The sequence below is a fragment of the Sphingobium sp. AP50 genome (genome assembly GCF_900109095.1).
GTDB lineage: Bacteria > Pseudomonadota > Alphaproteobacteria > Sphingomonadales > Sphingomonadaceae > Sphingobium.
The window spans coordinates 81,654-104,351 of sequence record NZ_FNYZ01000018.1 but is presented as its reverse complement, the minus strand read 5'-3'; the positions used below and the strand labels follow the sequence as shown (position 1 = coordinate 104,351).

The 22,698-nt window shown below is 59.7% G+C and carries 27 protein-coding genes; 7 read left to right on the top strand and 20 right to left on the bottom strand.

What is annotated here, in order from left to right; translation table 11 throughout:
• Nucleotides 1–35: 35 nt before the first annotated feature.
• The gene (locus BMY84_RS22765; RefSeq protein WP_093086826.1) at nt 36–1,454 is read right to left on the bottom strand and encodes a conjugal transfer protein TraH; all 1,419 of its coding nucleotides are present in this window, start codon (nt 1,452–1,454) and stop codon (nt 36–38) included.
• Between the two features lie 49 nt (nt 1,455–1,503).
• A complete protein-coding gene (locus BMY84_RS22760; RefSeq protein ID WP_371262440.1) occupies nt 1,504–2,163 on the bottom strand; it encodes a hypothetical protein in 660 nt (219 codons plus the stop codon).
• Between BMY84_RS22760 and BMY84_RS22755 the strand changes: the two genes are divergently transcribed.
• Nucleotides 2,147–2,398: an AbrB/MazE/SpoVT family DNA-binding domain-containing protein gene (locus BMY84_RS22755; protein ID WP_093086824.1), complete on the top strand. Its 252-nt coding sequence runs from the start codon at nt 2,147–2,149 to the stop codon at nt 2,396–2,398. The genes BMY84_RS22760 and BMY84_RS22755 overlap by 17 nt on opposite strands.
• Nucleotides 2,395–2,793 carry a type II toxin-antitoxin system VapC family toxin gene (locus BMY84_RS22750; protein ID WP_093086823.1) on the top strand — a complete coding sequence of 133 codons (399 nt, stop codon included), beginning with the start codon at nt 2,395–2,397 and terminating at the stop codon, nt 2,791–2,793. The genes BMY84_RS22755 and BMY84_RS22750 overlap by 4 nt, the downstream gene beginning before the upstream one ends.
• A 14-nt stretch (nt 2,794–2,807) precedes the next feature.
• On the opposite strand, the gene BMY84_RS22745 is transcribed toward BMY84_RS22750, so the two are convergent.
• The 18 genes from BMY84_RS22745 to BMY84_RS29400 all read right to left on the bottom strand — a co-directional run bounded on the left by BMY84_RS22745 (nt 2,808) and on the right by BMY84_RS29400 (nt 18,584).
• Complete coding sequence (locus tag BMY84_RS22745; protein WP_256215381.1) at nt 2,808–3,650, bottom strand: conjugal transfer protein TraF; 843 nt, start codon at nt 3,648–3,650, stop codon at nt 2,808–2,810.
• A gap of 41 nt (nt 3,651–3,691) precedes the next feature.
• Complete coding sequence (locus tag BMY84_RS22740) at nt 3,692–4,291, bottom strand: S26 family signal peptidase (protein WP_093086820.1); 600 nt, start codon at nt 4,289–4,291, stop codon at nt 3,692–3,694.
• Complete coding sequence (locus BMY84_RS22735) at nt 4,263–5,015, bottom strand: type-F conjugative transfer system pilin assembly protein TrbC (RefSeq protein WP_256215377.1); 753 nt, start codon at nt 5,013–5,015, stop codon at nt 4,263–4,265. Before BMY84_RS22735 ends, BMY84_RS22740 begins: the two co-directional genes overlap by 29 nt.
• Before the next feature lie 115 nt (nt 5,016–5,130).
• The gene (gene traN / locus BMY84_RS22730; protein WP_093086816.1) at nt 5,131–6,219 is read right to left on the bottom strand and encodes a conjugal transfer protein TraN; all 1,089 of its coding nucleotides are present in this window, start codon (nt 6,217–6,219) and stop codon (nt 5,131–5,133) included.
• Nucleotides 6,216–8,171: a hypothetical protein gene (locus BMY84_RS22725; RefSeq protein ID WP_256215376.1), complete on the bottom strand. Its 1,956-nt coding sequence runs from the start codon at nt 8,169–8,171 to the stop codon at nt 6,216–6,218. Before BMY84_RS22725 ends, traN begins: the two co-directional genes overlap by 4 nt.
• Before the next feature lie 302 nt (nt 8,172–8,473).
• The gene (locus BMY84_RS22720) at nt 8,474–9,448 is read right to left on the bottom strand and encodes a TraU family protein (protein WP_256215375.1); all 975 of its coding nucleotides are present in this window, start codon (nt 9,446–9,448) and stop codon (nt 8,474–8,476) included.
• 38 nt (nt 9,449–9,486) lie between these two features.
• Complete coding sequence (locus BMY84_RS22715; protein ID WP_256215374.1) at nt 9,487–10,113, bottom strand: conjugal transfer protein TraW; 627 nt, start codon at nt 10,111–10,113, stop codon at nt 9,487–9,489.
• A complete protein-coding gene (locus tag BMY84_RS22710) occupies nt 10,103–10,336 on the bottom strand; it encodes a hypothetical protein (protein WP_093086813.1) in 234 nt (77 codons plus the stop codon). The genes BMY84_RS22715 and BMY84_RS22710 overlap by 11 nt, the downstream gene beginning before the upstream one ends.
• Complete coding sequence (locus tag BMY84_RS22705; RefSeq protein WP_093086811.1) at nt 10,333–10,668, bottom strand: hypothetical protein; 336 nt, start codon at nt 10,666–10,668, stop codon at nt 10,333–10,335. Before BMY84_RS22705 ends, BMY84_RS22710 begins: the two co-directional genes overlap by 4 nt.
• On the bottom strand, nt 10,665–13,190 hold the full coding sequence (locus BMY84_RS22700; RefSeq protein ID WP_093086810.1) for a TraC family protein: 2,526 nt from the start codon (nt 13,188–13,190) through the stop codon (nt 10,665–10,667). The genes BMY84_RS22705 and BMY84_RS22700 overlap by 4 nt, the downstream gene beginning before the upstream one ends.
• The gene (locus BMY84_RS22695; RefSeq protein ID WP_256215373.1) at nt 13,187–13,831 is read right to left on the bottom strand and encodes a TraV family lipoprotein; all 645 of its coding nucleotides are present in this window, start codon (nt 13,829–13,831) and stop codon (nt 13,187–13,189) included. Before BMY84_RS22695 ends, BMY84_RS22700 begins: the two co-directional genes overlap by 4 nt.
• Complete coding sequence (locus BMY84_RS22690) at nt 13,828–15,156, bottom strand: TraB/VirB10 family protein (protein ID WP_093086807.1); 1,329 nt, start codon at nt 15,154–15,156, stop codon at nt 13,828–13,830. The genes BMY84_RS22695 and BMY84_RS22690 overlap by 4 nt, the downstream gene beginning before the upstream one ends.
• Nucleotides 15,153–15,866 carry a type-F conjugative transfer system secretin TraK gene (locus tag BMY84_RS22685; protein ID WP_371262439.1) on the bottom strand — a complete coding sequence of 238 codons (714 nt, stop codon included), beginning with the start codon at nt 15,864–15,866 and terminating at the stop codon, nt 15,153–15,155. The genes BMY84_RS22690 and BMY84_RS22685 overlap by 4 nt, the downstream gene beginning before the upstream one ends.
• A 46-nt stretch (nt 15,867–15,912) precedes the next feature.
• Entirely contained in the window at nt 15,913–16,503 is a 591-nt protein-coding gene (locus BMY84_RS22680) for a type IV conjugative transfer system protein TraE (RefSeq protein ID WP_256215372.1), read from the bottom strand.
• Between the two features lie 58 nt (nt 16,504–16,561).
• Nucleotides 16,562–16,828 (bottom strand): type IV conjugative transfer system protein TraL, encoded by a 267-nt coding sequence (locus BMY84_RS22675; RefSeq protein ID WP_093086804.1) that lies wholly within the window; start codon nt 16,826–16,828, stop codon nt 16,562–16,564.
• Nucleotides 16,829–16,947: 119 nt separating this feature from the next.
• Nucleotides 16,948–17,262, bottom strand: a complete 315-nt coding sequence (locus BMY84_RS22670) for a hypothetical protein (RefSeq protein ID WP_093086843.1) — start codon at nt 17,260–17,262, stop codon at nt 16,948–16,950.
• 217 nt (nt 17,263–17,479) lie between these two features.
• On the bottom strand, nt 17,480–18,253 hold the full coding sequence (locus BMY84_RS22665; protein WP_093086802.1) for a DsbC family protein: 774 nt from the start codon (nt 18,251–18,253) through the stop codon (nt 17,480–17,482).
• Nucleotides 18,240–18,584, bottom strand: coding sequence for a hypothetical protein (locus BMY84_RS29400; RefSeq protein WP_143075133.1), 345 nt, complete (start codon nt 18,582–18,584; stop codon nt 18,240–18,242). The genes BMY84_RS22665 and BMY84_RS29400 overlap by 14 nt, the downstream gene beginning before the upstream one ends.
• A 320-nt stretch (nt 18,585–18,904) precedes the next feature.
• Here BMY84_RS29400 and BMY84_RS22660 point away from each other — a divergent pair, with 320 nt between their 5' ends.
• From BMY84_RS22660 to BMY84_RS22645, 5 genes are all read left to right on the top strand, one after another.
• Nucleotides 18,905–19,321, top strand: a complete 417-nt coding sequence (locus BMY84_RS22660; RefSeq protein ID WP_093086800.1) for a helix-turn-helix transcriptional regulator — start codon at nt 18,905–18,907, stop codon at nt 19,319–19,321.
• A 5-nt stretch (nt 19,322–19,326) separates the two neighbouring features.
• Nucleotides 19,327–19,923 (top strand): GntR family transcriptional regulator, encoded by a 597-nt coding sequence (locus BMY84_RS22655; RefSeq protein WP_093086799.1) that lies wholly within the window; start codon nt 19,327–19,329, stop codon nt 19,921–19,923.
• 170 nt (nt 19,924–20,093) lie between these two features.
• The gene (locus BMY84_RS29945) at nt 20,094–20,237 is read left to right on the top strand and encodes a hypothetical protein (protein WP_177204138.1); all 144 of its coding nucleotides are present in this window, start codon (nt 20,094–20,096) and stop codon (nt 20,235–20,237) included.
• A 57-nt stretch (nt 20,238–20,294) separates the two neighbouring features.
• Nucleotides 20,295–20,948, top strand: coding sequence for a lasso peptide biosynthesis B2 protein (locus BMY84_RS22650; RefSeq protein ID WP_093086797.1), 654 nt, complete (start codon nt 20,295–20,297; stop codon nt 20,946–20,948).
• A gap of 161 nt (nt 20,949–21,109) precedes the next feature.
• A complete protein-coding gene (locus BMY84_RS22645) occupies nt 21,110–22,684 on the top strand; it encodes an asparagine synthase-related protein (RefSeq protein WP_177204137.1) in 1,575 nt (524 codons plus the stop codon).
• The last annotated feature ends 14 nt before the right edge of the window (nt 22,685–22,698 follow it).

Here is a 22,698-nt window from a genome sequence, read left to right as displayed (position 1 = left end):
GCTATGTGTTGATTTGAGCATGAGTCGGCGCCTCTTCAACGATTTCGGCTTGCAGCAACGCCGGCAGCGTTTCGGGCATCCTGATCGCGCTGGCGTAGCAGGCCCGCATAGTTGGCTGAGAGGTTCGCCTGGTTCAGAGCGGCGAGATAGGATTGCCGCATCTGCGCACGCTGGCGCAAAACCTCCTCGCGCAGATCGCCTAGCTGTTCGATGCCTTTGGCGAGAATACGGGTCTGGCAGATGTTGGAACTGCTGCTGTCGGCAGCGCCGGCGGACGTCGCGCCGCGCTCGGCATTGGTCAACGTAAAGTCTATCGTGCGGGTAAGGTCATTGAGCATTTGATAGGCGAGCGTGAGCGCGACCAGTTCTTCGGTGTCGGCAATGACTGAATCGACGACGCCCTGCCGGACGCCCCATTCCAGCATTCGGTAGACAGGCAGCGTGCGGACATTGGCGATGAACTGGCGCTCTTCGGTCGTCAGAGCCGCCTTCGTCCTGATCTTGATCGCTATTGCTTCCAGCCGTTCGCGCGATAGGGCCAGGGCGCCTTTACCCGCGTCCTGCGAGCAATCGGATGACGTCGCGGGAATGTTCAGCGCGCGGGTCTGGACCTTTCCGGCCAGGAAATCATCGGGAGAGTCGGTATCCTGGGCGGGGCAGGCCGGGATTGCGGAGAAGAGCGGAACCTTGTCCATATTGTCCCAGCGCATATAGACGTCGCCGACCCGCGCCCGCATCACGCTCGCCCAGCTGCTCGCGCCAACGCGGGCGGCAGCGTGGGAAAGAAGGGAGCCGGTTCGAAAAATGTCGCTGACCTCGGCCGGGCAGTTGGAGAGCGCGTCCTTCAGATCCTCGGTTGGGTTGTTCGCATTGGACTCTATTTTTTCGCGGCTCTGCTGATAGCTTTTGGCAAAGCCTTGTTTGACCGACCGATAGCCCGTCATCTCCTCGATGATGCCTGACATATTGTCGTCGCCCTTCGCAATCTGGACCATCCGGTTCGACAAGCGGCAGTCGTTCACCTGAATAGAATTGAGATAATTGGTTGCTGCCTCCATCTTGCTGATAATATTACCCATTTTTTCGTCGAGCGTTTCGAGCAGATATTGGAAGGCAACCGCTGGGGCGGCCTGAAGAATGCTTTCAAGCTTCTGAACGAGATAGTCGGGATCGAGAAACGACATGCCGCCAAGGAACATGTCGATGCCGCCGCAACCAGCCTTTACTTTGGGAAGAGTGAGGCTCATCAGATAATCATTATGGACGTTGACCCGACCCGACATGCCGCCCGCCGTCACATAACCGCGGGTCTGGTCCTCGAAGCTGCCAGGACTGATGTAGGTCACATTGTCGAACCAGCTCTCGGCCCAGCCTTGCGCTTGCGCGGCGGGTGTCACTGTGGCGGCGCCGAGCGCTGCGAAGCTGGTCAGCACATATTTCGGTAAGGGGGCCATGGCGGGAGAAGTCCTTTCTGAAGAGGAAGAGGGCTGAGACCCGCCATGGTCAGCTCCCTTTGCGTTTGAAGTGGGTGCGACCGGCAGCCGTCGGGGCCACGATGCCGGTATATTTCGACATGGCCCGAAGGCCGACTTCAGGTCGGACGCCGGTCAGAAGCTTGGTTGCGAGGTAAATGTTGCGCCGCAAATTCGGGTCATGATCGGTACCGACGGCAGCGGGCACCAACCGCGCCTGATCGGATGCCGGCCGCACCCACAAAACAGGATGGCCAACCCAGGGGAGACCGAGGCGTCCGGATCGAATGAGTGCTTCTGCCGGCGAGATTGTCCGGACCTGCCAGCCATAGGCACGGCCGAAGCGAAGCAGCTTCGCCCAAAGATCGCCGCATGGTATGCAATCGGGGGCTGAACTCATCTCGACTACGAACATCCTGCCCTCCGATCGCAGGGTCTCGTCGAAATGGGATGGAAACTCCCGGGTCTTCGGGACACGTGCGAGCCAGATGCTCAATTCACGAGAGGTTACAATCGGGTGGATCGCAGCTTGCCTCGCCTTCTCTTTGTCACCTTGGGAAGTGGCGGACGCGCTCGCGGCAGGTCCCGGCATCATAGCCATTATCAGGATCATCATGCCATGCTTGAGTGTAAGGTGATTATGCCTTACATTGAGCGGCGAAAGGATCGCTTCGATGAACGCGTTAACCATCACAACCAAGGGCCAGATCACCCTCAAGAAGGATTTGCTCAAACATCTTGGTCTACAGCCCGGCGATCGGGTTGCAGTCGATAAGCTGCCCGATGGTCGCATCGAAATCCATGCCATCAAGCCGACCGGAAAGATCTCAGATGTCTTTGGCATTTTCAAACGAGAGGGACGCAAGCCAATAAGCATCGAGGAGATGAACGAGATCATCGGAAAGGGCTGGGCTGGCGAACTGTGAAAATCATCGCTGACACCAACATCCTGGTTCGTGCCATTGCGGACGATGACGAAGTTCAAAGCCCTTTGGCCCGAGCGCAGCTCGACGGCGCAAAGCTTGTTGCCCTGACCCTGCCGACCTTGTGTGAACTCGCGTGGGTCCTGATCAAAGGCTACAAGGTCAGCCGCGCGGCGTTCGTCGAGATGCTCCGCACATTGATTGCAGCGGATAATGTCGAAGTCGATCGCGCCGCGGTTGAAGCGGGCCTCGCATTTCTTGATGCTGGTGGTGATTTTGCCGATGGGGTCATTACCCATGAAGGCCAGTGGCTGGGAGGCGAAACCTTCGTCAGCTTCGATGTTCAGGCTGTAAAAATTGCCGAGCGGCGCGGCCGTGCCGCCCTTACGCCGGTTTGATGAGGGCGTCATCATCAGTCCTCGTCCTGCAATGCCAAGGGTTCTGACCACGCATCGGCAGAGCTGGTCGATACCGGTCCATTGGCAAGGGCATCAAAAAAACCGCCTTCTTCGCCTGCGCCGGTCATAAACTGCTCGGGCCGGATGTCGCCGTTCAGAAGGCGCACCGCCTGATAGGCCATCGCCGAGAGATTGGGGTAGGCCTCGACGCCGCTTGCGATGGCCATGCGCTGCTGGCTGTCGCGCTTGATGACCATGGTCGTGGGCGTCACCTCGACACCGAACCTTTGGCTGAGTTCTGGATGGACGTCGAGGTCCTGACGGATCACCTGCCAGCCAAATTCCTCCTGGAAGCGCTGGGCGATCGGCCACTGCACCTGGCAATAGCCGCAGCTTCTGCGGCTGAACATGACAAGGGCATAGGTGTGCGCGTTGGCACGTAAATAGGTTCGGCGCGCGGCCTCCTTGTGCGCGCCTAGTGCCGCGCGCGCATCGCCGACCATGGGGTTGGCGGATTTGGCACTGAGTTCCGGATGGGCCAGCATCGCAATCTGGGTGACGCCGGCAAATGCGCGGGCCTTGCGCCGCGCGAAATCCTGGAGCCGCCAGAAATCGGAAACGGCATCCACCGTCAAGGCGGTAGCCGCATAGTCGCGCTGCGCCTCGATGAGTTTGCGAATACGCGGTGGCGACCATCTGGCGAGTTCCGCCATTGGCGGAATGACGGGCTTCTCCACCGCCTCCTGCTGCTCCTTGGTGTCTACGGCGGCGGGCGGCGCCTCATACCACCAATAACCCTGCCGAACCTTGGCTGGCTGGGTCGCCGGATCGGCGCACAGGCCAGTAGCTGGTGCCATGAAGATCGTGGCGATTGCCAGCCTGGCAAGCCGCTGCCGCATCACAGCACGCGTTCCATGCGGATGAGGCCGGAGATCGGCACTAGCCCAAAATAGCGGCTGTCGAAACCGTCCTTATAAGAGGAGCCGATATAGGCTTGGCCTTTCGGGATCGGTCCATCCTTCCACTTGAAAAAATCAAGCCGCTGCCCTTTTTTGCCATAAGCCTTGCTGACGCCGATCAGACGCCCATTGCAGAAAAAAGCAGCTTCGAGCCGGGTGGGATAGCGATCGGCATGCATGGTGTAGGAGCCAAGATAATCACCAGGCAGGCAAAGGGCATATTTGGTGACGTTGACCGGAACAGGTCCAGCGAGTGGGTGGCGCAGCTCGAACATAACGAGGTCATTGCGTCCAATGAAGCCGCCGACCTTTCGCACTGCCCAGGCGTCAATAGAGGGACTGCGCACCCAGACGAACTGGGGCAGCGTCCACCAGACAAAAAGCGCGACGGCGCTGACGATGATAAGGGCTTTAGCCAACCGGCGCTGCAGGAACAGTTGGCTTTTATCCGGCGTTTGCAGCGCGTCCGCAGCCGCGCGGGAGAGGTCGCGGAGTTTGGACCAGACGAACTTACCGGTGTTCCAGGCGAGTCTGAGCATCGTGGACCTCCTTTTCGCCGCCAAGGCGTGCATAGGTTTCGAGCATTCCCGACAGTGCTGCGTCGCCGTAGACGAGCTGGCTGGCCTTGGCTGCCGTGGCAGCTTCCTCTTCGCGTTCGCAATAGGGTTTGGTCGGGTCGCCGGGCAGGAGCCCGAGCGCGGGCACGCGCGCAACGCCATGCTGGCGGAACAGTATCGGATCGACAATGAGCTGAACATCGCGCATTGCGCAGGCAGGCCCTTCACAGCCCGGTTCTCGCCGCAGGATTTGCGCGGAAAGCTTGGCCATCGGACCCATCTTGGTAAGGCCGCCGGGCAATCCCCGGAACGCGAGGACCCCCCGCGTGCGTTCAAGCTGTCCGGCATAGGTCCGTAACGTGGCAATGGGCATGGAGGAGGAGACGAACAGGACCGGTACCCAACTATTGGGTGGCGCTGGCGTTACCGCCTTTGCCGCAGCCAACGGCGTTGGGGCCTCCAGGCCAAGAGCTTGCGCCAATCGCTTGCCCATGTCCTCAGAATCGCGCGCGAGTTGTGCTTCACCGGCCAGCCGGGCTGCGCGTGCCCTTTCCTCAAGGCGAGAATTTGATGTGTGGGCGCGCATCGCATCGAAGGCGCGTTTGCGTAATTGCGGGGATGGCGCGGGAATGATGGGAGAAGATATTGCTGCGTCCTTCCCTTTGGCGTTACGCACTCGCGCCTTGGCTTTTGCCAGTTTTCCCATGGCCTTTTCACCCTCAGAGGGCGAGGCTGCTGTGGCTGGCGGTGACATGGTGTCCGGCGCAGCTGCGAGCGTGTCAATCGGCCAGCAGCTCACCACCATGAGGGCAGTAGCCCGCCTAATATTGGACGGCGTTGAGATAGGCATCGACCTTCTTCTCCATGTCGGAACCGATGAGATCGGCCGATCTGGTCTCGATCTCGTCATAATATTCGGACAGATTCATCTTGCTGAAGTCGAGGGCCTGGAATTCCTGCGCCGTAAATCCACGGCAGTTCGGAGACCTGACCTCGCCCCAACCATTGGCGAACGCCTTCAATTGCGGGCGCCCCTGCTCTTGGATGATGCGGCCGAGCTTACTGTTGAAGCAGCATTGGCTTTTGGCCTTCTGGACGCACAGCCCCAGGACTTTCGATGAGCAATAAGTGCCGACTTCATGGCACATGCCTGATCCGCGGAGCATTCCAGCTTCCATATCTTGTTGGTCGCAGCCCTGGAGCAGCACCTCGACCATGAAATTGATCGCAAGACTGATGGCGATGGACGTCGGATCGATGCCGACGATAAGCGCATTGGCGCCCGCGCTTGCAGCCTGGCTCGCCGTCGCACCGGCCTTGAACGCGGTATAGGCGGCCTTCATGCCAGTGAACACGCCCTTGGCGATGGCGATCTTGGTGCCTATGGAGCTGATCGACGAGCCCATGCCGTCTTTAACGATCTTGTCTTTGTCCTTGCAGCAATTTTGGAAGGTGACGCTCAGGCCCGGCGGGCGGCAGCGCAGCTTTCGTCCACCGAAGATTTCGACAGTGCCGAGGCAGTTGCCGTCGGCGTCGACTGCGCCATCTGCCGCTGTACCCGGATCCTCGATCACCACCTCTTCTTCGACCTGGCTGGCGCTGGTCTCGATGCAGCTATGGGGTGAGCAGATCGGGGCTGAGACGCCGTCGGGTGAGAGGCAGGCATATTGGTTGCCCAGCGGACAGGCATAGCCGCCAGAGGCGTCCGACATGCACGTCATCTGCTCGATCGGGCACAGATGGTCTCCGCTTGCCGTCATAGTGCAACCTGCAATCTCACCATCATCGGCGGCATCGCCGTTGCCGTTGAGATCTGCCGCGCAAAGCCATTGCTGGGCATGGACAAGCTGCGGTTGGCCACAAGTTGCCAATAGCAGCGTCAGCCAAAGCAGGACCGTGCGTTTCTTCATTGGCCGCGCGCCGTGCAGACAAGGTCTGCGCCTGCAAGGCGCACCGTCTGCATCATGGTGACGGCCTCGGGAAAATCGTCAAGGCAGCCACAGGCCGACACGATGTCCTCGCCGGCGCCTGCAGGGCAGACATTGTCAGCAGAGCAGAGATGGTAATAGCTGTCCCATCCCTGATCAGAGATTTGCAGATGCCCCACCACGCCATCGAGCGCTGCATCGCTGTTGGTCCGCGCTTTGCGCGTCTTGCAGATCGGCTCGCATGTCGCGACAGGATCCTGGGCAGGCAATGAGAAAGCGCGCTGCGTCTCCTGATAGCCGCCGTCCGCAGTCTTGATCCGATCGCTCAGCATCGTCTCGGTGGAGCGGTCGATGATATGAGCGGCGCGGGTGAGATCAGGGGCTTCCTGGCTTCCTGTATCGACGATGCAGGCATAGCGCCGGTTGCGCGCAAAGAAGTCGCGGGTAATCGTGATGGCGCACGCGCCGGTCCCGATCATACGGGTTTGAGGCAGCGGCGAGAGGCCGGTGCCGATACCATTTCTAAAAGTCGTCACATCATCTACGGTCTCGTCGCGCAGCGTACACTGGCGTTGGCTAACGAGGCTGTTGCAACGATCCACGAGCCGTTCGGTCGTTCGACAGGAAAGATCGAGGTCGGCCTCGATCTGTGCATAGGCCTCGCCTTCGTCGCCAACGGCGACGCGTAGCCAGATTTCATGTGTGCCCGGCGTCATCGCGGCGGTGATGTCGAGCGCAGGCCGAGCGTCATAGGTAGCCTTGCGATCACATTTGCCAGGCGGCAGTCCCATACCACTCCATGTCGAGGGCCCCGCCGCAATAAGCTGGCCATCGACCCGCACCTGCGCCCAGTCGTCTGCGAAATAGCGCGCGAGGCGAACTGCCTTCAGCCGGTCGGCGTCCGCTACATCAATCGTCATCCGATAGTCGAAAAGCGTGCACGCACCGCCCTTGAGGCTGTTGTCGCTCGGTGATCCCATCAGGAAGCTGACCTGTGCGCCGCCGGTCTGGTTCGTCGCATAGCCGCCCGACGTGCGCCTAATGATGGACTCTAGGTCGGCCTGGCTTGACGAAATTTCGCGGGTGATCGTGCAGGCGGATATCTGCTCGGCCTTTCCAGTTGCCGCCGGGGAAGCCTTCACCGCCTGGAAAATACTGCTGCTTTGCGCCACGTCTTGCGCATCGCCGGCCAGGATCTCGGGGGTAGCGCGATATCTTGTCTGCTCAACCTTCGGGTTCGACAGGCATGCGGTTGTCTGGGCCCCACTATATCGGATCGCAGTTCCCTCGACCTGCGCCTGGGCAATGCCGATGCGAGGATCGGCGGTGGTGAGCGCGCCAACGATCCCTCCGCCAAGATCTTTGAGAATATCGGCCATATTAGCCCAGGCTAGGCTCGTCCCGCAGCTGCTGTTGATACAATAGCAGCCCGAAAGACTGGTCATTGGCGTCTGCTTAAGATCGATCTTGAGAGTGCTGTCCACAGACCAGCCATAAGAGCGGCAGCCCTCCCATGTGCCAGGATTGCAGCTTATGATGCCATTGCCGCACAGGCCGGAAACCGGAACCGGTAGCTGGGTCAGACTGTCATATGCGCCGTTAAGATCACGATCATGTAAGATGCGGACCTGGGTAAGATCCCCGGTGCTGCCAGGCTGAACCAGCACTTCCAGCAGTGTCGACGTCTTTTGGCAGTTCACGTTCGGGGCGAACCCGGTCTTGCCGTCGATGGTCGTGATGGACTGTCCACTAAGGCCTGGCGTTACAAAGTTGGATTGCAGGGCCTCGCTTGACCCCGTGCGGGTGCGTGATGCCGCGGCTGCGGACCGGGCCCGATCCTTGACACTGGGCTCGGTCTTTTGAGCCATCGCCGCAATTTGAAAGAGGAGCGGGGCGCCTAGCGCGCAGAGAGCGACACGTGACATGATGTGCATCGCGCCGCCGCAAGCGGCTACGTCTTTCCACCGAAATCGCAACAAGATACCGGATGTGCGCTGATAGGCGGCCCGGGCGCCAAGGATGGTGAGCGGCCTTGCGCGCACCCTGGGACCACATTCAAGCTGGCAGCATGGGATCGCAGGCGGGCTGACGTCGTGCTTTGGAAGAGGTGGAGCGACGCCGTCTGGGGGCGCCGACGTCGCTCCTGCACCACGCGCGTCCAGCTGGCCTCGGGGGCTGTGGCGGGCAGATCGGGAGGCCTTTCGGCCGCTCGCGGTGCATCTGGTGGACGATCGGCTCATGGCGCCGCAATCCCGGCGCAGCAGATCACCTTTTCAAATAGCATGAACTGGGCGTTGTCTTTTCCAGGGGCATGCTTGCCCGATGACCACAGAGCCCCGGGGCGGCCAATGTTGACGCACTTGCCACCCTTGGCCGGCTCCATGATCTGGAATTTGTACCGACTCTTGGTCCAGATCGGTTGCGCCTTGGACGAGCAGCCGTCAGACGAAGAGATAGTGAGCGCGCCAAGGCGTCCCATCATGAAGGTGCCGCGTGCGGCCAGGCCGGCCCAGGCCTCGACGCTGTCTCCATAATGGATGTCGCCCGCAATCGGATAGGTGGCGCCCCAGCTTCCCATGCACCAGAAAAGCGGATCGATGACCTTTCCCGCGGCGGCGGCTGCGCTGTCGGCCATGCAGGCAAGACCGGCCGCAGGATTACCAAAGAGAATGCCTTCAGGCTGGATGATAGCGCCCAGCGTACCCGACTGCCAGGTTGGCAGCACTTCGGTGATCATCGCGACGTCGAACCCGTCATCCCCGATGCAGGGAAGATCGGTAAATATGTCGAGCATCTTCCAGACCGGTGCGACATAATAATGCATCTGTGCGAACATCTTCTGGCTGTTCGTCCCGTCCGAAATCCCGCTTTGGCTGCCCTGCAGTTTTCCCCCTGTCGGCATGAGATCAGCGCCCAGCGCCATCATGCATCCTGGTTCAGTCACGACATCCACCATGCGGTTGGGCGACCAGAAGCTGACCTTGACGCCGAACCAGAAGCTTACACCTTTTCGGCACGCGCAGAGCGGCTTGCTCGCTGATTGAGCATCCAGTTCCTTGTCGAGCTTGTCGAAGCTGCCGACCTTCACCCCGCCGATGGTGATCGGGAAGATACAGGTCCAGCGGACCTTCGTGATAGGGTTGAAGATCGTGCCAGCCTCACATTTCGACGCGTGAGCGGTCGAGACGGGGGCGACGACCGTCATAGACATGGCAGCTGCCGCTCCGCGCAAGACGATAACCCAGCTTTTCATCGCGTTACCTTCCGCAACGCGCGGGCGGGCGGAACTTCGGTCAACAGCAAACGCTGCCCGGCCTGGGTAACGATGACCGGCGCGACGGTGAGGCCGAGCCTGTCTTTCACACGCTCTTCAAGAATGAACAGCGGGCGTCCGACCTTTTCGCCAAGGCTGAGTGCATCGCCGGCAGTCAGAAGGATGAAGTCGCTCGGGTCGGCGCTGCGGATCGCCCAGGCAAGGTCTTGTGGGTGCACGATCACCAGGCGCTGGGGCAACGACACATAGGTCAGGGGATTGAATGTGTAGCCCTTGGGGTACAGCATCGTACCGTCGGGCAGAGCGATGTCGAAATCCAGGGTGTAAAAGGGCACGACGCTGCGCGTTCGGGCCTGTGTCGCGGTGCCGAGCGTTGCAGCCCGCATCGCGGTCCACTTGGCTCGCGGTCCAAAATGTGCGGCTATATTTGCCGGCTGCCGTGCCGCTCGAGCCTCTATTTCAGCCATGGCGTCGGGTTCGGCGATGGGCCAGGTGCGACCGATCGTGGCCGTAGCGGCATGCGCCAGGGACGCCGAAGACACCGCTGCAATGGCCAAGCTCCGCCAAATTTGCCTGGAAGACCAGAATTTCTTAGCCATCATACTGCCTCCCGTACGGCGGAAGGTTGGTGCTCTGGGCCCGCGTGGCGCACGCAAATGCGCCAATTGCAGTCAATAGCATCGTACCTGCCAGGACCCGCAGCATGGCGAAGGACGGATCTGGAGCCGCCAGCAACAGGACGCAGGCCAGGATCGCCTGGAGAAAGCCGCCGATCATGAGGCGGGCAGGCCCGGTCGATGGGCTTGACGAGAAGATGCCGTTCATGACCACCACCGCCTGTATCGCGCGAGCAGAGCCTCCCAGCTGCGACTGGCACCTGCCGATAGCCCGAGCAGGAGCATGCCGCTGCCAAAGCAGGCGGCAGCGACCAACACCGTCGCCCGAAATATCGCGAAGGGCGTTTTGCCAAGGATGATGCCGGCTGCAGCGATCAGCGTTGCCATCATGATCGTTTCAACTGTGATGAGACGGAAGCGCCAAATCCAGGCCTCTTGACGAAGGCGGTAGGCTACGCGCGTCTCGACCTCCCTTTCCACCGCTTCGCGCTGATCAAGAGGCAGCAAGAATTGGTTGCCGTTTTTGGCCCCGTCTTTCACAGCGCTGCCTCCCTTTGTCCTGGACCCTTGCCCAGAAGCTGGGCGGGATCGACACCAGCCAGTTCGCACACAGCCTCCAGCGGCGAGGCACCGCGCGCCAGCAGGTGCTCGAAGGCAGCGACCTCTTGGGGCGCGCTGGTATTGATCCAATAGGAGAAGGGGTCGACGACGAGGCGCGCGATGCCAAGGCCTAGGGGAGAGTCGATAAAGACTTCGCTATAGTTGGGCTTGTTGTTTCGAACCGATTTCAATAGATCGAGAACGAAGCCTGAATAGTCCAGGATCTTGTTCTCCACTGCCTTATCATAGGTCGAGCCTTGCAGGAGAAAGCGCGTCGCCGCATTTTCCAGGATCACCTGTCCCGTGCCGCCGAACAGCAGCAGATCGTTCATCGACTGAAGGACGATGCCGAAACTGCCCTGATATTTGCGTGCGCGCCTGTAACCCTGGCCGAACGCTTCGGCGAGACGGGACAAATCCTGGCCCTCGCTTTTGCTCATGAACTGCGCGGCCTCGTCGCACAGGACAAAGCGCGGCCTATCGCGGCCCGAGAGATAGAGTTCCTGCGTGACTGCATTCACCACCACCATGACGATGACATTGAAGAGTTCAGGCATATTTTTGAGCCGTTCGAGCTCAAGCACGACGAATTCGTCGTTCGATATGTCGAGCGTCGATGGACCATTGAAATAATGGCCATAGGCGCCGTCGCTCGCGAAATCGCGCAGGTTGAAAGCCAATTCGCGCGCGACAGGCACGAGATGGTCGACCCGGTCGAGATCGGTCATTACATGGGCAGGATAGGCGCCCAGCCAGTCGCGAACCGCGTCAATGCCTGCGCTCGCGCGCCCTGTGTCGATCGTCCACTGGACGGCGGACTTTATAAGGTTCCACTGCGAGGTCGAGACGCCCCTGCGGGTCGCGGCGTTAGCCATTTCTGCGACGATTGCGACCGCCATGGCGATCGCCGACTGTCGGTCGTCGCCATCGATAGCCAGGCCCATATCGAAAGGATTAAGGACGAGATGCTCTTCGCCGATATCGATGTAGCGGCCAGAGCATAGGGTGCAAAGCTTGCGGTAGCTGCCACCGATATCGATGATCCGGATGAGCGCCCGGCTCGCATAATATTGCTGGCACAGATTATTAAGGAGAAAACTCTTGCCCGCGCCGCTTTCAGCCGAGACGATGAAATTATAATTGTTGATGCGGCTGTCGAAGAGATCAAGCGTGACGAGCTGTCCCTTGCGGCCGGTATAGAGCAGCGCGGGTCTGCCACCGCCACGAAAGTCGGTCTGAACAGGAGCCATCAATACAGCGGCCTTGACCGGCATGCGGAAGTCGCGCTCGAGAAGCTTCATGGTCCGCCTTTCAGGATAAAGGCCAAAGGGGAGGCTCATCGCCAGCAGGACGGGATTGAGATAGCTTTCCTCCTGCATCATGAAGGGGAGAGGCTCGCTTTCCCAAAGCCGCTTGGCGCGGGCTGCCATCTCGCGGGCCTGGGCGCGGGTTTCCCCGAACAGCCAAACCGTTGGGATGACCGACACGAACTTGCTGTTGCCTGCTTCATCCAGAACCCAGCCAATCTCTTCGATCTGCTTGCCGACCTCGACGGCGAAGGAGCCGGCCGCTTTTTGCGCAGAAAGGATTTGGGCGCGCTTGTGGATTTCAAAAGCGCTGTGATCGAAAAGGATATTGAGGGTGTAGAGGAAAGGACCGCCGATCTGGTCGCTGTCTTCCGACGATCCGCGCATGCCGCCTGTCAATCGGTTGGCGCGCTCGGCCGTCACCCTGCGGGCGGGCGACTTTGGCGTAAGGCAACGTGCCACCTGATTGCCAAGAAAGACCTCGGGTCCTTCGAACACCAGGTCGGGTCCGGCATCGATTATCTGCTTGCGGACCGGCTGCGCCGCAATCCCATCCTCGCCGCAAGCAAAGACGCCGGGGGCACGCACATGGACCCCGTTGAAGATCCGGCGATAGAAGGCGACCAGCTGCTCTGGCGCCATCCTCTCGATGCCGAGCTTAGCCAGTTGTTCCTCGATTTGGCGCCGCATATCGTGGCCCATGGCCGTGCGGGTCTTGATAGAAAGGAAGCTTCGGAAGTTGCGGATTGGAATACCGTGGAGTGCGCCCAGACCGTGACGCCCCTGGTGTAGATAGTCATAGGTCTGCTGGGCCGACGCCTGGATCAGTGGGTCTTCGCGCGTCTTCATGTCGAGAAATGCGTCGAGCGCATCGTCTATCAGGGGATCGGCGAAGGTATGAAGCTGGACGACAGTGTCAGGCGGGAAATGGATATTGAGCAGGCCCTGGAGCGCGCCATGGACGTTTGCGAACATATAGGCGCAAGGCACCAGTTCCCAGGCATAGCCCCAGCCATCGTCTATGCAAAGGAAGCCTTCCTCGCCCTCATCCCAGGCGACCATTGGCAGATAGTCAGAATAGGCATCGCGCGCGACGCTCTGGCGCAACCGCGAAAAGGTCATGCCGCCGCCAGTACGGGAACCGGGCGTCTTCATGGGCGTGCACCTTCGGGCGCCTCAATCCCATCCGACGGACGCTCGCGCATTTGGTCGAGGATTGGAGCCTTGGCCGCTGCCGAGATCGGATCGACCAGATAGTCGCCAATGACCCACTGCGGCTTGTCGAGCAGCGAATAGACATAGCGCGGCATATAGAGCCGGTCAGGCCGCGCTCGGTCGGCATAAGGCAGGATCAGCGTGCGAACCGCGCGAGAAGGCCGAAGCATCGGTGTCACCGGCGCTTCAATCAAACCCTGCAATTCTCGATAGACGCTGTCACGATAGCCTTGATAGGCCGCTGGGCGCGCTCGAACCGAGCTTTTGCCTGCTTGCATGCCTGCACGATCGGCCGTTACCTGCTTCTTTAAAAGCCTGCTGTCGGCAGTGACGGTGGGGTCTGAGTGCGAGAGGCGCCCGGCAACAGCATCGGCATAGGCTTGGTCGGGGTGAATGCATTGACCATGATCATTATTCTTGCAGGAGAATTTCTCCGAATAGGGCGACATGAGCGAGCCGATGCTCGCGCAGCCTGAAAGCGCGACGAATGGAGGGATAATCCATGTCGTGACAGTTATGGAAAGGAGTTGGCTTGGAGGCAGCATGGACTTTCGCTCCTGAATGGTCGCATGGGATTTCAAAATTTCGAGCCCGCGCTTGGCTTGATTTCGAGGGAGACGCCTTCCTGGATGACCACGACAACGTCTTTGGCCGCGCCGACCTCGACGATGGGACCAGCCTGCCGGGCCAGATCGAGATAGAAGTCGGTCAGTTTCTCCGAGGATTTGCCAAGGCCACCGGCGATTCCGGACTTGGCGGCCTCGCCTGCATCGAGCGAACGGACATTGCCGAGTGCCGAAGTCGAAACATCGCCAAAGGTGGATTCCACCGACTGTGAAAAGCCGCTGACGGTGCCGGCAATGAAGGAGCGGGCGAGCGCGGCGCCGGCCCTGGTGACGACCTTGCCCGAGAGACCTTTCTTCCCATCGGTGTCGACGAAAAAGCCCTTGATGGGCTGGTCAACCACTGAGCGCTCGTCAAAGTCGACACAGGAAAGCGAGACCAATTGAACCTCGACCCGTTCCTTGGCCAGACTGCCCGTGGCGTTACCGACGACAAAGCAACCGGCGAGGTTTGCCTTGACGTCGTTGGGCAGAACCGCGGGCGCCTGAACCCGCGCGATCAGCGGTTCGGGATTACTGGTCGCATCCCGGCTCGCCAAAGCGTCAATCCCGGTCAGAAGCCGCGCCTTCATGAAACCAGGCGGTAAATAGATCGTGCGGGCTTTTTTTTTGGGTGGGCGAGCCTCAGCCGCATCGGTTGCCGTAATGGCCCCGGCGCTGGTCGCACTGCCGATCGAGCCGACCACTTTCTCCTGCGGTGGGGCAGGTGGCGCAGCGGGCGCCATGGGCGGGGGCGCAATGTCGTTCTGCTCGGGCCCGGATGGCGCGTTCTGTCCGCCGGTCGGCGGATAGGCCGGTATATCGCCGCCGGGGAAGGCAGAGGGCAGGTCGCCCGATTCCACATCTTCGCGCGCGGTCGGATCGACGGGGGATATCTTGCCCTCCTCAATTGCACTTATCCGGTCGCCAAGGAGCGACTGGCCATCGAGGATCTTCTTGAGGTCACCCCGCATCTTGAGTTCGAGACTGTCGCCGCGGAGCCCAGCGCCCATGTCGAGCTTGGAGGCGCTAGGGGGCAGTTCCGCCGGCATGTTGGAGCTACTGCTTGCCTCGTAAAGCCCATAGCCCAGGATCGCGATCCCGGCGGCGACGCCGGCCTGCTTGCAGCGTAGCTTCTGGGTCGCGCTGAGCGCAGCCCAATGGGTTTTGAAATCAAGCAGCGGCGCGCCGCGGGTTCTTACTCCGTCCTGTGAACTGTCGGCGTCGCTCTGGGGCTTCGAGTTGCGGTCGTCGCCGGGTTTGGCGGTCAAATCCTCATAGCCCGCCCTTCCTTTGTCGATCATGGTCGCTCTCCCCGCCGCACGACAATGAGGCGCGCACTCTCGCCGGCCTTGAGGTCGGACCGGTCGAGTGTGAGGGCGAAGATTGTCGAGCCCAATTCAGAGCGCAGGAAGGACCGCTCATCGAGATGGACGGGCTGTTTTGCCGTGATACTATATTCGGACGCCGATAGGCTTGCGCCATCGATCTGCACCGCCTTTCGTTCGGCAATGGTGAGATCGGGGAAGGCGGTGATCTTGATCGGTCCGGCCTGTGGCGCCGTCTCGGCGAAACTGGCCGGCAGCCGATCTGCAAGGAGCGAAAGGGTGATCGAGACCGCGCGCTCTTCTTCGACGAGGGGACCAAGAAGCTCCATGTTCGCCGTTGCCCGCTGATGGGTCCCAGAGATGAGGGTGACGGTTTGCGCGGGAATATCTGCTGGTTCGGCATAGAGCGGATAGATGGCGCCGTTGCAGGAGACGAAGAATTCCGACGGGGCGGTCACATAACTGCGCGTGACCTGGCCCTGATCGTCCGTTTCCTTGACCAGGAATTTAATCCAAGCGTCGGCGCCTGCGCGTTCAACGGCAATCGCTTTCTCAGCAGAGAATTTGACATCCTCTATCTCTCCGCCGACGCAGATCAGATGATTAATGTCGCGGTTGGAGAGGCGCAGCGTGTTGGTTTGCTCGGGCAGCGCGGAAACAGGCTGGGACTGGGCGTTGGCGACCATGTGCATGCCCGACAGGCCCAGAATGACCGCGAGCGCACCAAAGGCTTCAGCGTTCAGCATTGAAATTTTCCTCGGTAAGAGCGGTCAGCCAGAAGCGGCCATTGTCGATGGCGAAGCGGACGCGCAGCGTGCCTCGAAACTTGCGGATGACGCCGCCGATGACGCGGACCTTTTCGACCGGAACCTGGATATCGCGGTCGGTGTAGACGACCGGTTGATCGGCCCGAATATAGGTGGCGATCGAAAGTGTCGGATTGTTGGCCAGCTCGTCCAAAATGCCGTTCAGACTATCCCGCAGCCCATTATAGGCGGTCGGATGGGCGAGGGTGAGCAATTCCTGAAACTGCCGGTCCGCCGAATAAGCCGAATAGGTGCCCGACAGAGCGACGATGTTCCGGGTGATGGTGCGCAGATAGGCAGCGGACGGCTTGCTGCCCGTCACATAGAGGTCGCCTGACGCGCCGAAGGGAATGACGATCGTGCGCTGGCTCTGGCTGGAGCTATAGATGACAATACCTAGCACGCTGGTCACGCCGAACAGACCCACCACCGCAAATTTCAGCAGGCGGTTCTCTTCGAAGAGATTGGAGGAACCCTGAAGGTAACGGTGGATTCCCCAGCTCGACGGCTTGCCCATGAGCGGATCTGTCGTTTTGGCGGCTTTTTGTGTGGACGAGAGCATGGGTTTAGGTCCCTCACTCAAAGAAGCGGGTCTGGGTTGGACCCGGATAATGGGAAAAGCGCAGAAGCCCCCAGCGCCAGGCCAGATGGGGGATGAACCCCCGCGGCTTGGTCCGTTTCCAGGGGATGAAAAGGAGAAGGGAACAGAGGAGCGCCCAGCCGATCACGCCGCCCACGATGACCGCGACGAAGATGGTGGCCATGACCAATATGAATTCATCGGCGCCGAACCAGAGGATCTGGACGGGGCGGTGAAGATATTGGGGAAGACGCTCGTCCATGTCCCTTCTCCTCCTGCTTCACGACACCCCGCAGGGCATCGTTCCGGGAGCCGACTATCGGCTCCGGTAGGGTAGTGCCGGCGCGGATATGAGAGCCGCGCGAGCGCTTTAGATGTGTGTCAGATCGTCATGCCGAAGGTCTGGAGGATCGAATCGGCCTTGATGAGGCAGACCGCCGCCACGATCGTCGGAATGCCGATCATGATGTTGGAAAAGAGGCGCGAGACGCCGAAGAGAAAGGCCGCGACGCCTCCAACAAATCCCAGAGGTCCCTTGACCCCCTGATTGACCACGATGTCGTAGATGTCGTAGCCAAGATCGCCTTGCGCCGGTGCCGAGAAGGCATGGGCCGCGCTGCCGATAACGGCCAGCAGGGCGAGGGCCACACCATAGTCCGCCGCCGACGCAAACCGTTTTCCCAATAGCATATTCATGAACTTACCTCCGTTGAACCAGACCGTCCCTGGATGTGCCTGCCGGCATCGATCGAAATCGCTGTCGGCCAATGACGCTGCTGGACGGCCCATCAGGGGCGGCGCCATCGGCATTCCGGTCCGTCTCATCGGGTGGGCTGCAATCCTGTAGACAGCTGCTGGACCGCTTGAGAAGGCCGCCATGATATTGGGAAAGCGCCGGGCTTAGCCGGTCGACTTATTTGGTTGCATGGTCCGACCCTTGCTTGTGCTCAAGCCAGGCCTCGATCTCGCCCTGCTGGAAACCCGAGACGAGCTTGCTGCCAAGGATGATCGTGGGTGTGCCAGAGAGACCGACAGCTTTGACCGCCGCATCGTGCGCGGCAAGTCTCGCATGGCCCTGCTGGCAAGCGTCCAGCTTGTCCGGCGTCGCGCCGCCATAGAGAGCTCGGAACGTTGCTTCGCTGTCTTTGGCGCAAAGGATATGCTCGGCCTTGCGCGCGGCGCCAGGATGAATGCCGCTAACAAAGAAGAGGAGGCGGCGAACCGGCTTTCCCTCGGCGGCCTTAGTCGCCCAAAAGCGGTCGAGCGCGCGGCAATAGGGACAGTCCGGATCGGTAAACTCAATCACCTCCGGCGCATTGACAGGACCGATTATGAAGGCTGCTGAGCGGTCGAGACCTACGAGACGTTTTCGGGCTGCAGCGTCTTGCGCGAGTGCGGTTACATTCACGCCGCTACGATCATAAATAGCCGCGAAGAGGATATGCTCGCTCTCGGGGGCATAATAGACCATCCTGCCGCCGGCATCTGCCTGATAGATTGGCCCCTTGATCGGTGAGGGACCAAAATCCTCAAATGTGAGGTTGGTGAAATTTTGCTTGAGCTGCCGCTCTGCCTGCGCTGCCGCGCTTGCGACCACGGCTTCACTTCTCTCCTGCGACATGGCCTGCTCGGCAGCCAGGAGAGGTACGAGCATCAGCAATCTGCCAAGGCGTTTAGCGTACGCCATGACTAGCCTCCTGGCCTTTGCGCGCCGACCGTAAAAAGCGCGGAAGAACCACGCGCGCGCCAAGCTTAACGGTGCGCTTATCGTCGTCGTGCTCGAGCGCTTCAGCGCTGTCCCTTACCCGAATGGCAAAGCCGACGCCGTCATGAACGACCTCCTGTACAGGCGCCGTCCGGATGCTGGTTGCGGAGGATTGTCGTGCCGCATTTTCCTGCGCCAAAAAGCCCAGTAAAGTAAGACTGATTAAAGAAGACGTCACTAAAATTCTCCGATTTTTTTTGCGAAATACTACCGCGCATTCCCACTTGATTGAAAAAGCATGGCTCTGCGTCATGATTTAACTCGATGCTATGGTGATGATTGAAAGCACTGCTGACCGCAACCTCAGGAGCACTCAAGTGCGCATTGCGCATTACACTTCCCAATGCGCACTACAGTTCGCATGCCGGAGAAAAATGCGTATTTTCAGCGTAATAGCGGATGCTCATAGCCATGTGCAAAGCGCACAGACTAACTCTGCCGTCACCAACCCCCTGATATATCGAGAAAAGACTAGCCAGATCGGCGATTGTTGTGGTTGCACGGCAATGTTCTTTCCCTATTGTCGATTATCAGGGATGCCGTGGCGGGCTCATTCTCCAAGAAGGGGAGCACATGTCACCAGATCGGGGGACTGCGCTAACGACCAGTCCGCTATTGACCTTCGTTAAGGAGCTTTCCGGGCGGCGGATCGAACAGGCGCGCAAGCGACATGGCATCACGCAGATAGCGTTCGCGCGCGAGATCGGGATCAGTCGACGATGGTTGCAGGAAATCGAGTCCGGGAATCCCAGTTCCCGCCTCGACCATCATGTTACCTGCGCGGAATATCTCAAATTATCGACCGGTCATATCTTCCTGCCACTCTTATTTTGCGCGCACCAGATGGAGTTTCCGCGTGAGCTGACTTATGGCGACTTTCATGAGCTCGAGCGCGAGTGCATCGATCTCATCGTGCGCAAGAATATCACTAGGCTTCAGGCAAAGTTGACGCCACGCTGGTGGTCCAAAAAGCGTAATGATCTGGCCTGATTGAGATGGCGCCGCTGGATCCATTGACGCATGACCGCGTCTATCGTGCTCTCAAGCAAGACATCCTATCTGGGCGGATCGCGCCTCCTGGCAGGCTCGCCGCCGCGCAGATCGCGCGGAATTACCAAGCGAGCATGACACCTGTCCGTGAAGCGATATACCGGCTTGTCGGAGAAGGCGTGGTAACTATGAAGGAAGGCGGCTTCTATGCGACACCTTTTGATCCTGGGATGCTGGCTGATATTCTAGATCTTAGCCAGAAGCTGCTGGTGATCGGCCTCAATCGGTGGAACGACGAAACGCTGCCAGCATCGACACCTATGCTGGTCGATGATCTTTGCCCGGCCGATTGCGTGCGCCTGGTGGAAAATGTGTTTCAGCATCTTTTCGACGGGACCGGCAATCAGGCGATATCAAGCTGGGGCAAGGCTGCCAATGACCGCCTCCACAGCTTGCGAATCGCCGATTGCGAGGCGCATCGGCGGGCACGCCTCGAATGCAGAACGATCTTCAATCATGCTCTGGAGCGCGATCGAACACGTCTTGGACGACGGATACTTACTCATCACCGCCGGCTCTTCAGGCTACTTGCGACGTTTTAATCTCTGGGCCGCCGGCGGCTTTACGCTGGTTTGACGATGCTCGGGATGAACATGCCTTTGGACATTCCGCATGGCGCCAGATCGGCGATTTATGAACTGCGAAATATGCTCCTGGCTAAATTATCCTGTCTTCGCCGGCATTTCAGCCGGTATAGTCAAGGAGTAAGACGATGACCAAGGAAGCATCCATGGGCCAGTCCGATATCATCGAACTGGGCGCCGTGACCGAAGTGACCCGCGGCATCAGCGCAGGCGCTGACGATGTCCTCAATCCGCAGACGCGCGGAAGCATGGGCCTGACCGACGAAGACTGACATGTGGGGGGGGCCGCGCCACAGGCACGGTTCCCCTTTTTCCGTGGGGGCACAGACATGGGACTTGCGCTAAAAGAGCATATCATCTTTGGGACATGCGCAGGGCGCGCTGTATTCCTCGATTACGAGGAAAATCGCTATTTTTGCCTGTCTCCCGCGCTTAACGACGCGTTTTTGTCGTTGCAGACGCGCCAGATCAGCGAGGATAACGAACTCGTCGGGGCGCTCCAGGCGGCAGGGGTCATCAGGGTGGTAGCTGGGCAAGACGATCTGTCGCCAGCCTCCATCCCGGCGGCGACTTCGACCCTTTCTGAGGATCCCATCGGGATGACTTTGGCCAGCTTTTCTGCAATCACAGCGCTGGAATGTCTCAGGGCCCGCTGTCATCTCAAGCATAGGCCGCTAAGGTCGTTTCTCGATCCGAGCAAAGCGGGGCTGCTTTACGAGCGCGACCGTTTCGTCGCCCAGGATTTGATATCTCTTGTGCGACATTTCCAGGCCCAGGGGCGCATCCTTAGTAATCGCGACCGTTGTCTTGCGCACTCCATTGCTTTGCGCTGGCGCCTTGAGCGGGAGGGCCATGGAGCGGCTTTGGTGTTTGGCGTACGTTTGTTCCCGTTCCAGGCGCATTGCTGGCTACAGCGCGGCGTAACCGTGCTCAATGATCATCATGAGCATGTGGCTCAGTACACGCCGGTACTTGCGGCATGAGCGCGGGAAGCTTTCTAGCTGTCGCTGGAGCGCAACCTGATGCGTGGAGCGACGAGATTTGCTCAAGGCGCGGGTTCAAGATCGTTTTTCGAGGAGAGCGGCTGCTAGTTGGGACAGATGGGCTTATGCCCTTTACCCTTATACCGCGGAACGGAGGGGTCGTGCTGGGGTCTCTCTACGGGCGCCATGCGACCAAAGCTGATCTTGGATACGGTCTTGAAACGCAGCCGACTGACTGGCTTCAATATCTTCGTCGAAATTGTTGGGGTAGCTATGTTGCGTTGGTCGACGGCCCACCGCTTATCGCCAGAGATCCGTCCGGCGCTGTTCCGACCTATTACAGGCACGAGGATGGTATAATCCTTTGTAGCAATGATGTTGCGCTGTTCGGTGGCACATATGCAATCGACTGGGCCATGCTGCGGCTCAATATGACAGCTGAAGGCTATCATGGAGATCGGACCTGCCTTGCCGACATATTCGAACTGCGGCCCGCCACGCTTTTAGACGGATCCTGCGATCCACCATCGACACAGTCATTCTGGTCGCCATGGACTTTCGCGTCCCTCGATCGTCATGATCATGCGCCGAACGCCGACGAGCTGGAGGCGGTAATTGACCATGCTGTCACCTGCCTCGCGTCGCCGTTCGAACGTCCGTTAGCATTGATGTCGGGCGGGTTGGATTCCTCGATCGTGCTAGCGGGTCTATCCAAGGCAGGCAAAGCGGCACAATGTCTGACGATGGCGACCAAAGATCCGTCAGGCGATGAACGGATCTACGCGAGAATGGTGGCTGAGCATTTCGGCTTTCCGCTGCACGAAGGCTTCTATGATACAGCACATGTCGATCCTGCCAGATGTGCAGCACCCCATCTTCCCCACCCCAAGAGGCGCCCGCTTTATCAAAGCATGGCGCATCTTGCGACAGATGTTGCAGACGCAACCGGGGCAGATGCGTTCTTTAGCGGGAACGGGGGCGACCATGTTTTTTGCTTCTTGCAGTCGGCGACGCCGATTTTGGATTGCCTACGCGCCGGGCGCCCGTTGCTTGAGGTGTTGGCGGCCTACGAGAATATCGCGCTCCTGACCGGCTGCTCGCTGGGAGAGGCGCTTGGCAGCTTATGGCGGCGCAGCCGTCGGCCGGTTCGCTACAGCTGGCCGTTGACCGATGATCTGCTCTATGCTGAGCAGATTACACAGGATGCAACGCATCCTTGGTTGGACTGTCCAGAGGACGCACTGCCTGGAAAGGCCTTTCATATCGCCATGCTCGCCCGAATGCAGGAAGATATGGAGGCACCCTTTCCGTTGGACGGCCCGCCGATGGTTACCCCGCTGATGGCGCAGCCCGTGATGGAAACTTGCCTAACGATACCCAGCTGGAAATGGATATCAGGTGGAAGAAATCGCTCGATTGCCCGCGACGCCTTCCGGCGCCGGCTGCCGCAAAAAATCGCCGATCGGCGAGGAAAGCCTGGGCCGGCGCGATTTTCCTTTGAGATACTCAAATCGTTTGAGAGCCGTCTTAAACAAATGCTGCTGGACGGCATCCTGGCGGAACAGGGCATCATAGATCGGGGTAAAGTCGAGGCGGCTTGCGGCGCGATTGCGACGTTGGACGGCACCCAAGGGCGGCGGCTGCTCCAACTGGCCGACGCTGAATCGTGGTGCCGTCACTGGTCGGGTCGCAAGATCGCATATTCGCCATCTGATAGGCCTAAAGAAAACGGCTAGCATCGGTCGTTGAT

Excerpts from the sequence above, each read along its gene's own strand:
- BMY84_RS22765 (WP_093086826.1), bottom strand. The coding sequence starts at position 1,454 with ATGGCCCCCTTACCGAAATATGTGCTGACCAGCTTCGCAGCGCTCGGC.
- BMY84_RS22755 (WP_093086824.1), top strand. The coding sequence starts at position 2,147 with ATGAACGCGTTAACCATCACAACCAAGGGCCAGATCACCCTCAAGAAG.
- BMY84_RS22760 (WP_371262440.1), bottom strand. The coding sequence starts at position 2,163 with ATGGTTAACGCGTTCATCGAAGCGATCCTTTCGCCGCTCAATGTAAGG.
- BMY84_RS22745 (WP_256215381.1), bottom strand. The coding sequence starts at position 3,650 with ATGGCACCAGCTACTGGCCTGTGCGCCGATCCGGCGACCCAGCCAGCC.
- BMY84_RS22740 (WP_093086820.1), bottom strand. The coding sequence starts at position 4,291 with ATGCTCAGACTCGCCTGGAACACCGGTAAGTTCGTCTGGTCCAAACTC.
- BMY84_RS22735 (WP_256215377.1), bottom strand. The coding sequence starts at position 5,015 with ATGGGAAAACTGGCAAAAGCCAAGGCGCGAGTGCGTAACGCCAAAGGG.
- traN (WP_093086816.1), bottom strand. The coding sequence starts at position 6,219 with ATGAAGAAACGCACGGTCCTGCTTTGGCTGACGCTGCTATTGGCAACT.
- BMY84_RS22725 (WP_256215376.1), bottom strand. The coding sequence starts at position 8,171 with ATGCACATCATGTCACGTGTCGCTCTCTGCGCGCTAGGCGCCCCGCTC.
- BMY84_RS22720 (WP_256215375.1), bottom strand. The coding sequence starts at position 9,448 with ATGTCTATGACGGTCGTCGCCCCCGTCTCGACCGCTCACGCGTCGAAA.
- BMY84_RS22715 (WP_256215374.1), bottom strand. The coding sequence starts at position 10,113 with ATGATGGCTAAGAAATTCTGGTCTTCCAGGCAAATTTGGCGGAGCTTG.
- BMY84_RS22710 (WP_093086813.1), bottom strand. The coding sequence starts at position 10,336 with ATGAACGGCATCTTCTCGTCAAGCCCATCGACCGGGCCTGCCCGCCTC.
- BMY84_RS22700 (WP_093086810.1), bottom strand. The coding sequence starts at position 13,190 with ATGAAGACGCCCGGTTCCCGTACTGGCGGCGGCATGACCTTTTCGCGG.
- BMY84_RS22690 (WP_093086807.1), bottom strand. The coding sequence starts at position 15,156 with ATGATCGACAAAGGAAGGGCGGGCTATGAGGATTTGACCGCCAAACCC.
- BMY84_RS22685 (WP_371262439.1), bottom strand. The coding sequence starts at position 15,866 with ATGGTCGCCAACGCCCAGTCCCAGCCTGTTTCCGCGCTGCCCGAGCAA.
- BMY84_RS22680 (WP_256215372.1), bottom strand. The coding sequence starts at position 16,503 with ATGGGCAAGCCGTCGAGCTGGGGAATCCACCGTTACCTTCAGGGTTCC.
- BMY84_RS22675 (WP_093086804.1), bottom strand. The coding sequence starts at position 16,828 with ATGGACGAGCGTCTTCCCCAATATCTTCACCGCCCCGTCCAGATCCTC.
- BMY84_RS22670 (WP_093086843.1), bottom strand. The coding sequence starts at position 17,262 with ATGAATATGCTATTGGGAAAACGGTTTGCGTCGGCGGCGGACTATGGT.
- BMY84_RS22665 (WP_093086802.1), bottom strand. The coding sequence starts at position 18,253 with ATGGCGTACGCTAAACGCCTTGGCAGATTGCTGATGCTCGTACCTCTC.
- BMY84_RS29400 (WP_143075133.1), bottom strand. The coding sequence starts at position 18,584 with ATGACGCAGAGCCATGCTTTTTCAATCAAGTGGGAATGCGCGGTAGTA.
- BMY84_RS22660 (WP_093086800.1), top strand. The coding sequence starts at position 18,905 with ATGTCACCAGATCGGGGGACTGCGCTAACGACCAGTCCGCTATTGACC.
- BMY84_RS22655 (WP_093086799.1), top strand. The coding sequence starts at position 19,327 with ATGGCGCCGCTGGATCCATTGACGCATGACCGCGTCTATCGTGCTCTC.
- BMY84_RS29945 (WP_177204138.1), top strand. The coding sequence starts at position 20,094 with ATGACCAAGGAAGCATCCATGGGCCAGTCCGATATCATCGAACTGGGC.
- BMY84_RS22650 (WP_093086797.1), top strand. The coding sequence starts at position 20,295 with ATGGGACTTGCGCTAAAAGAGCATATCATCTTTGGGACATGCGCAGGG.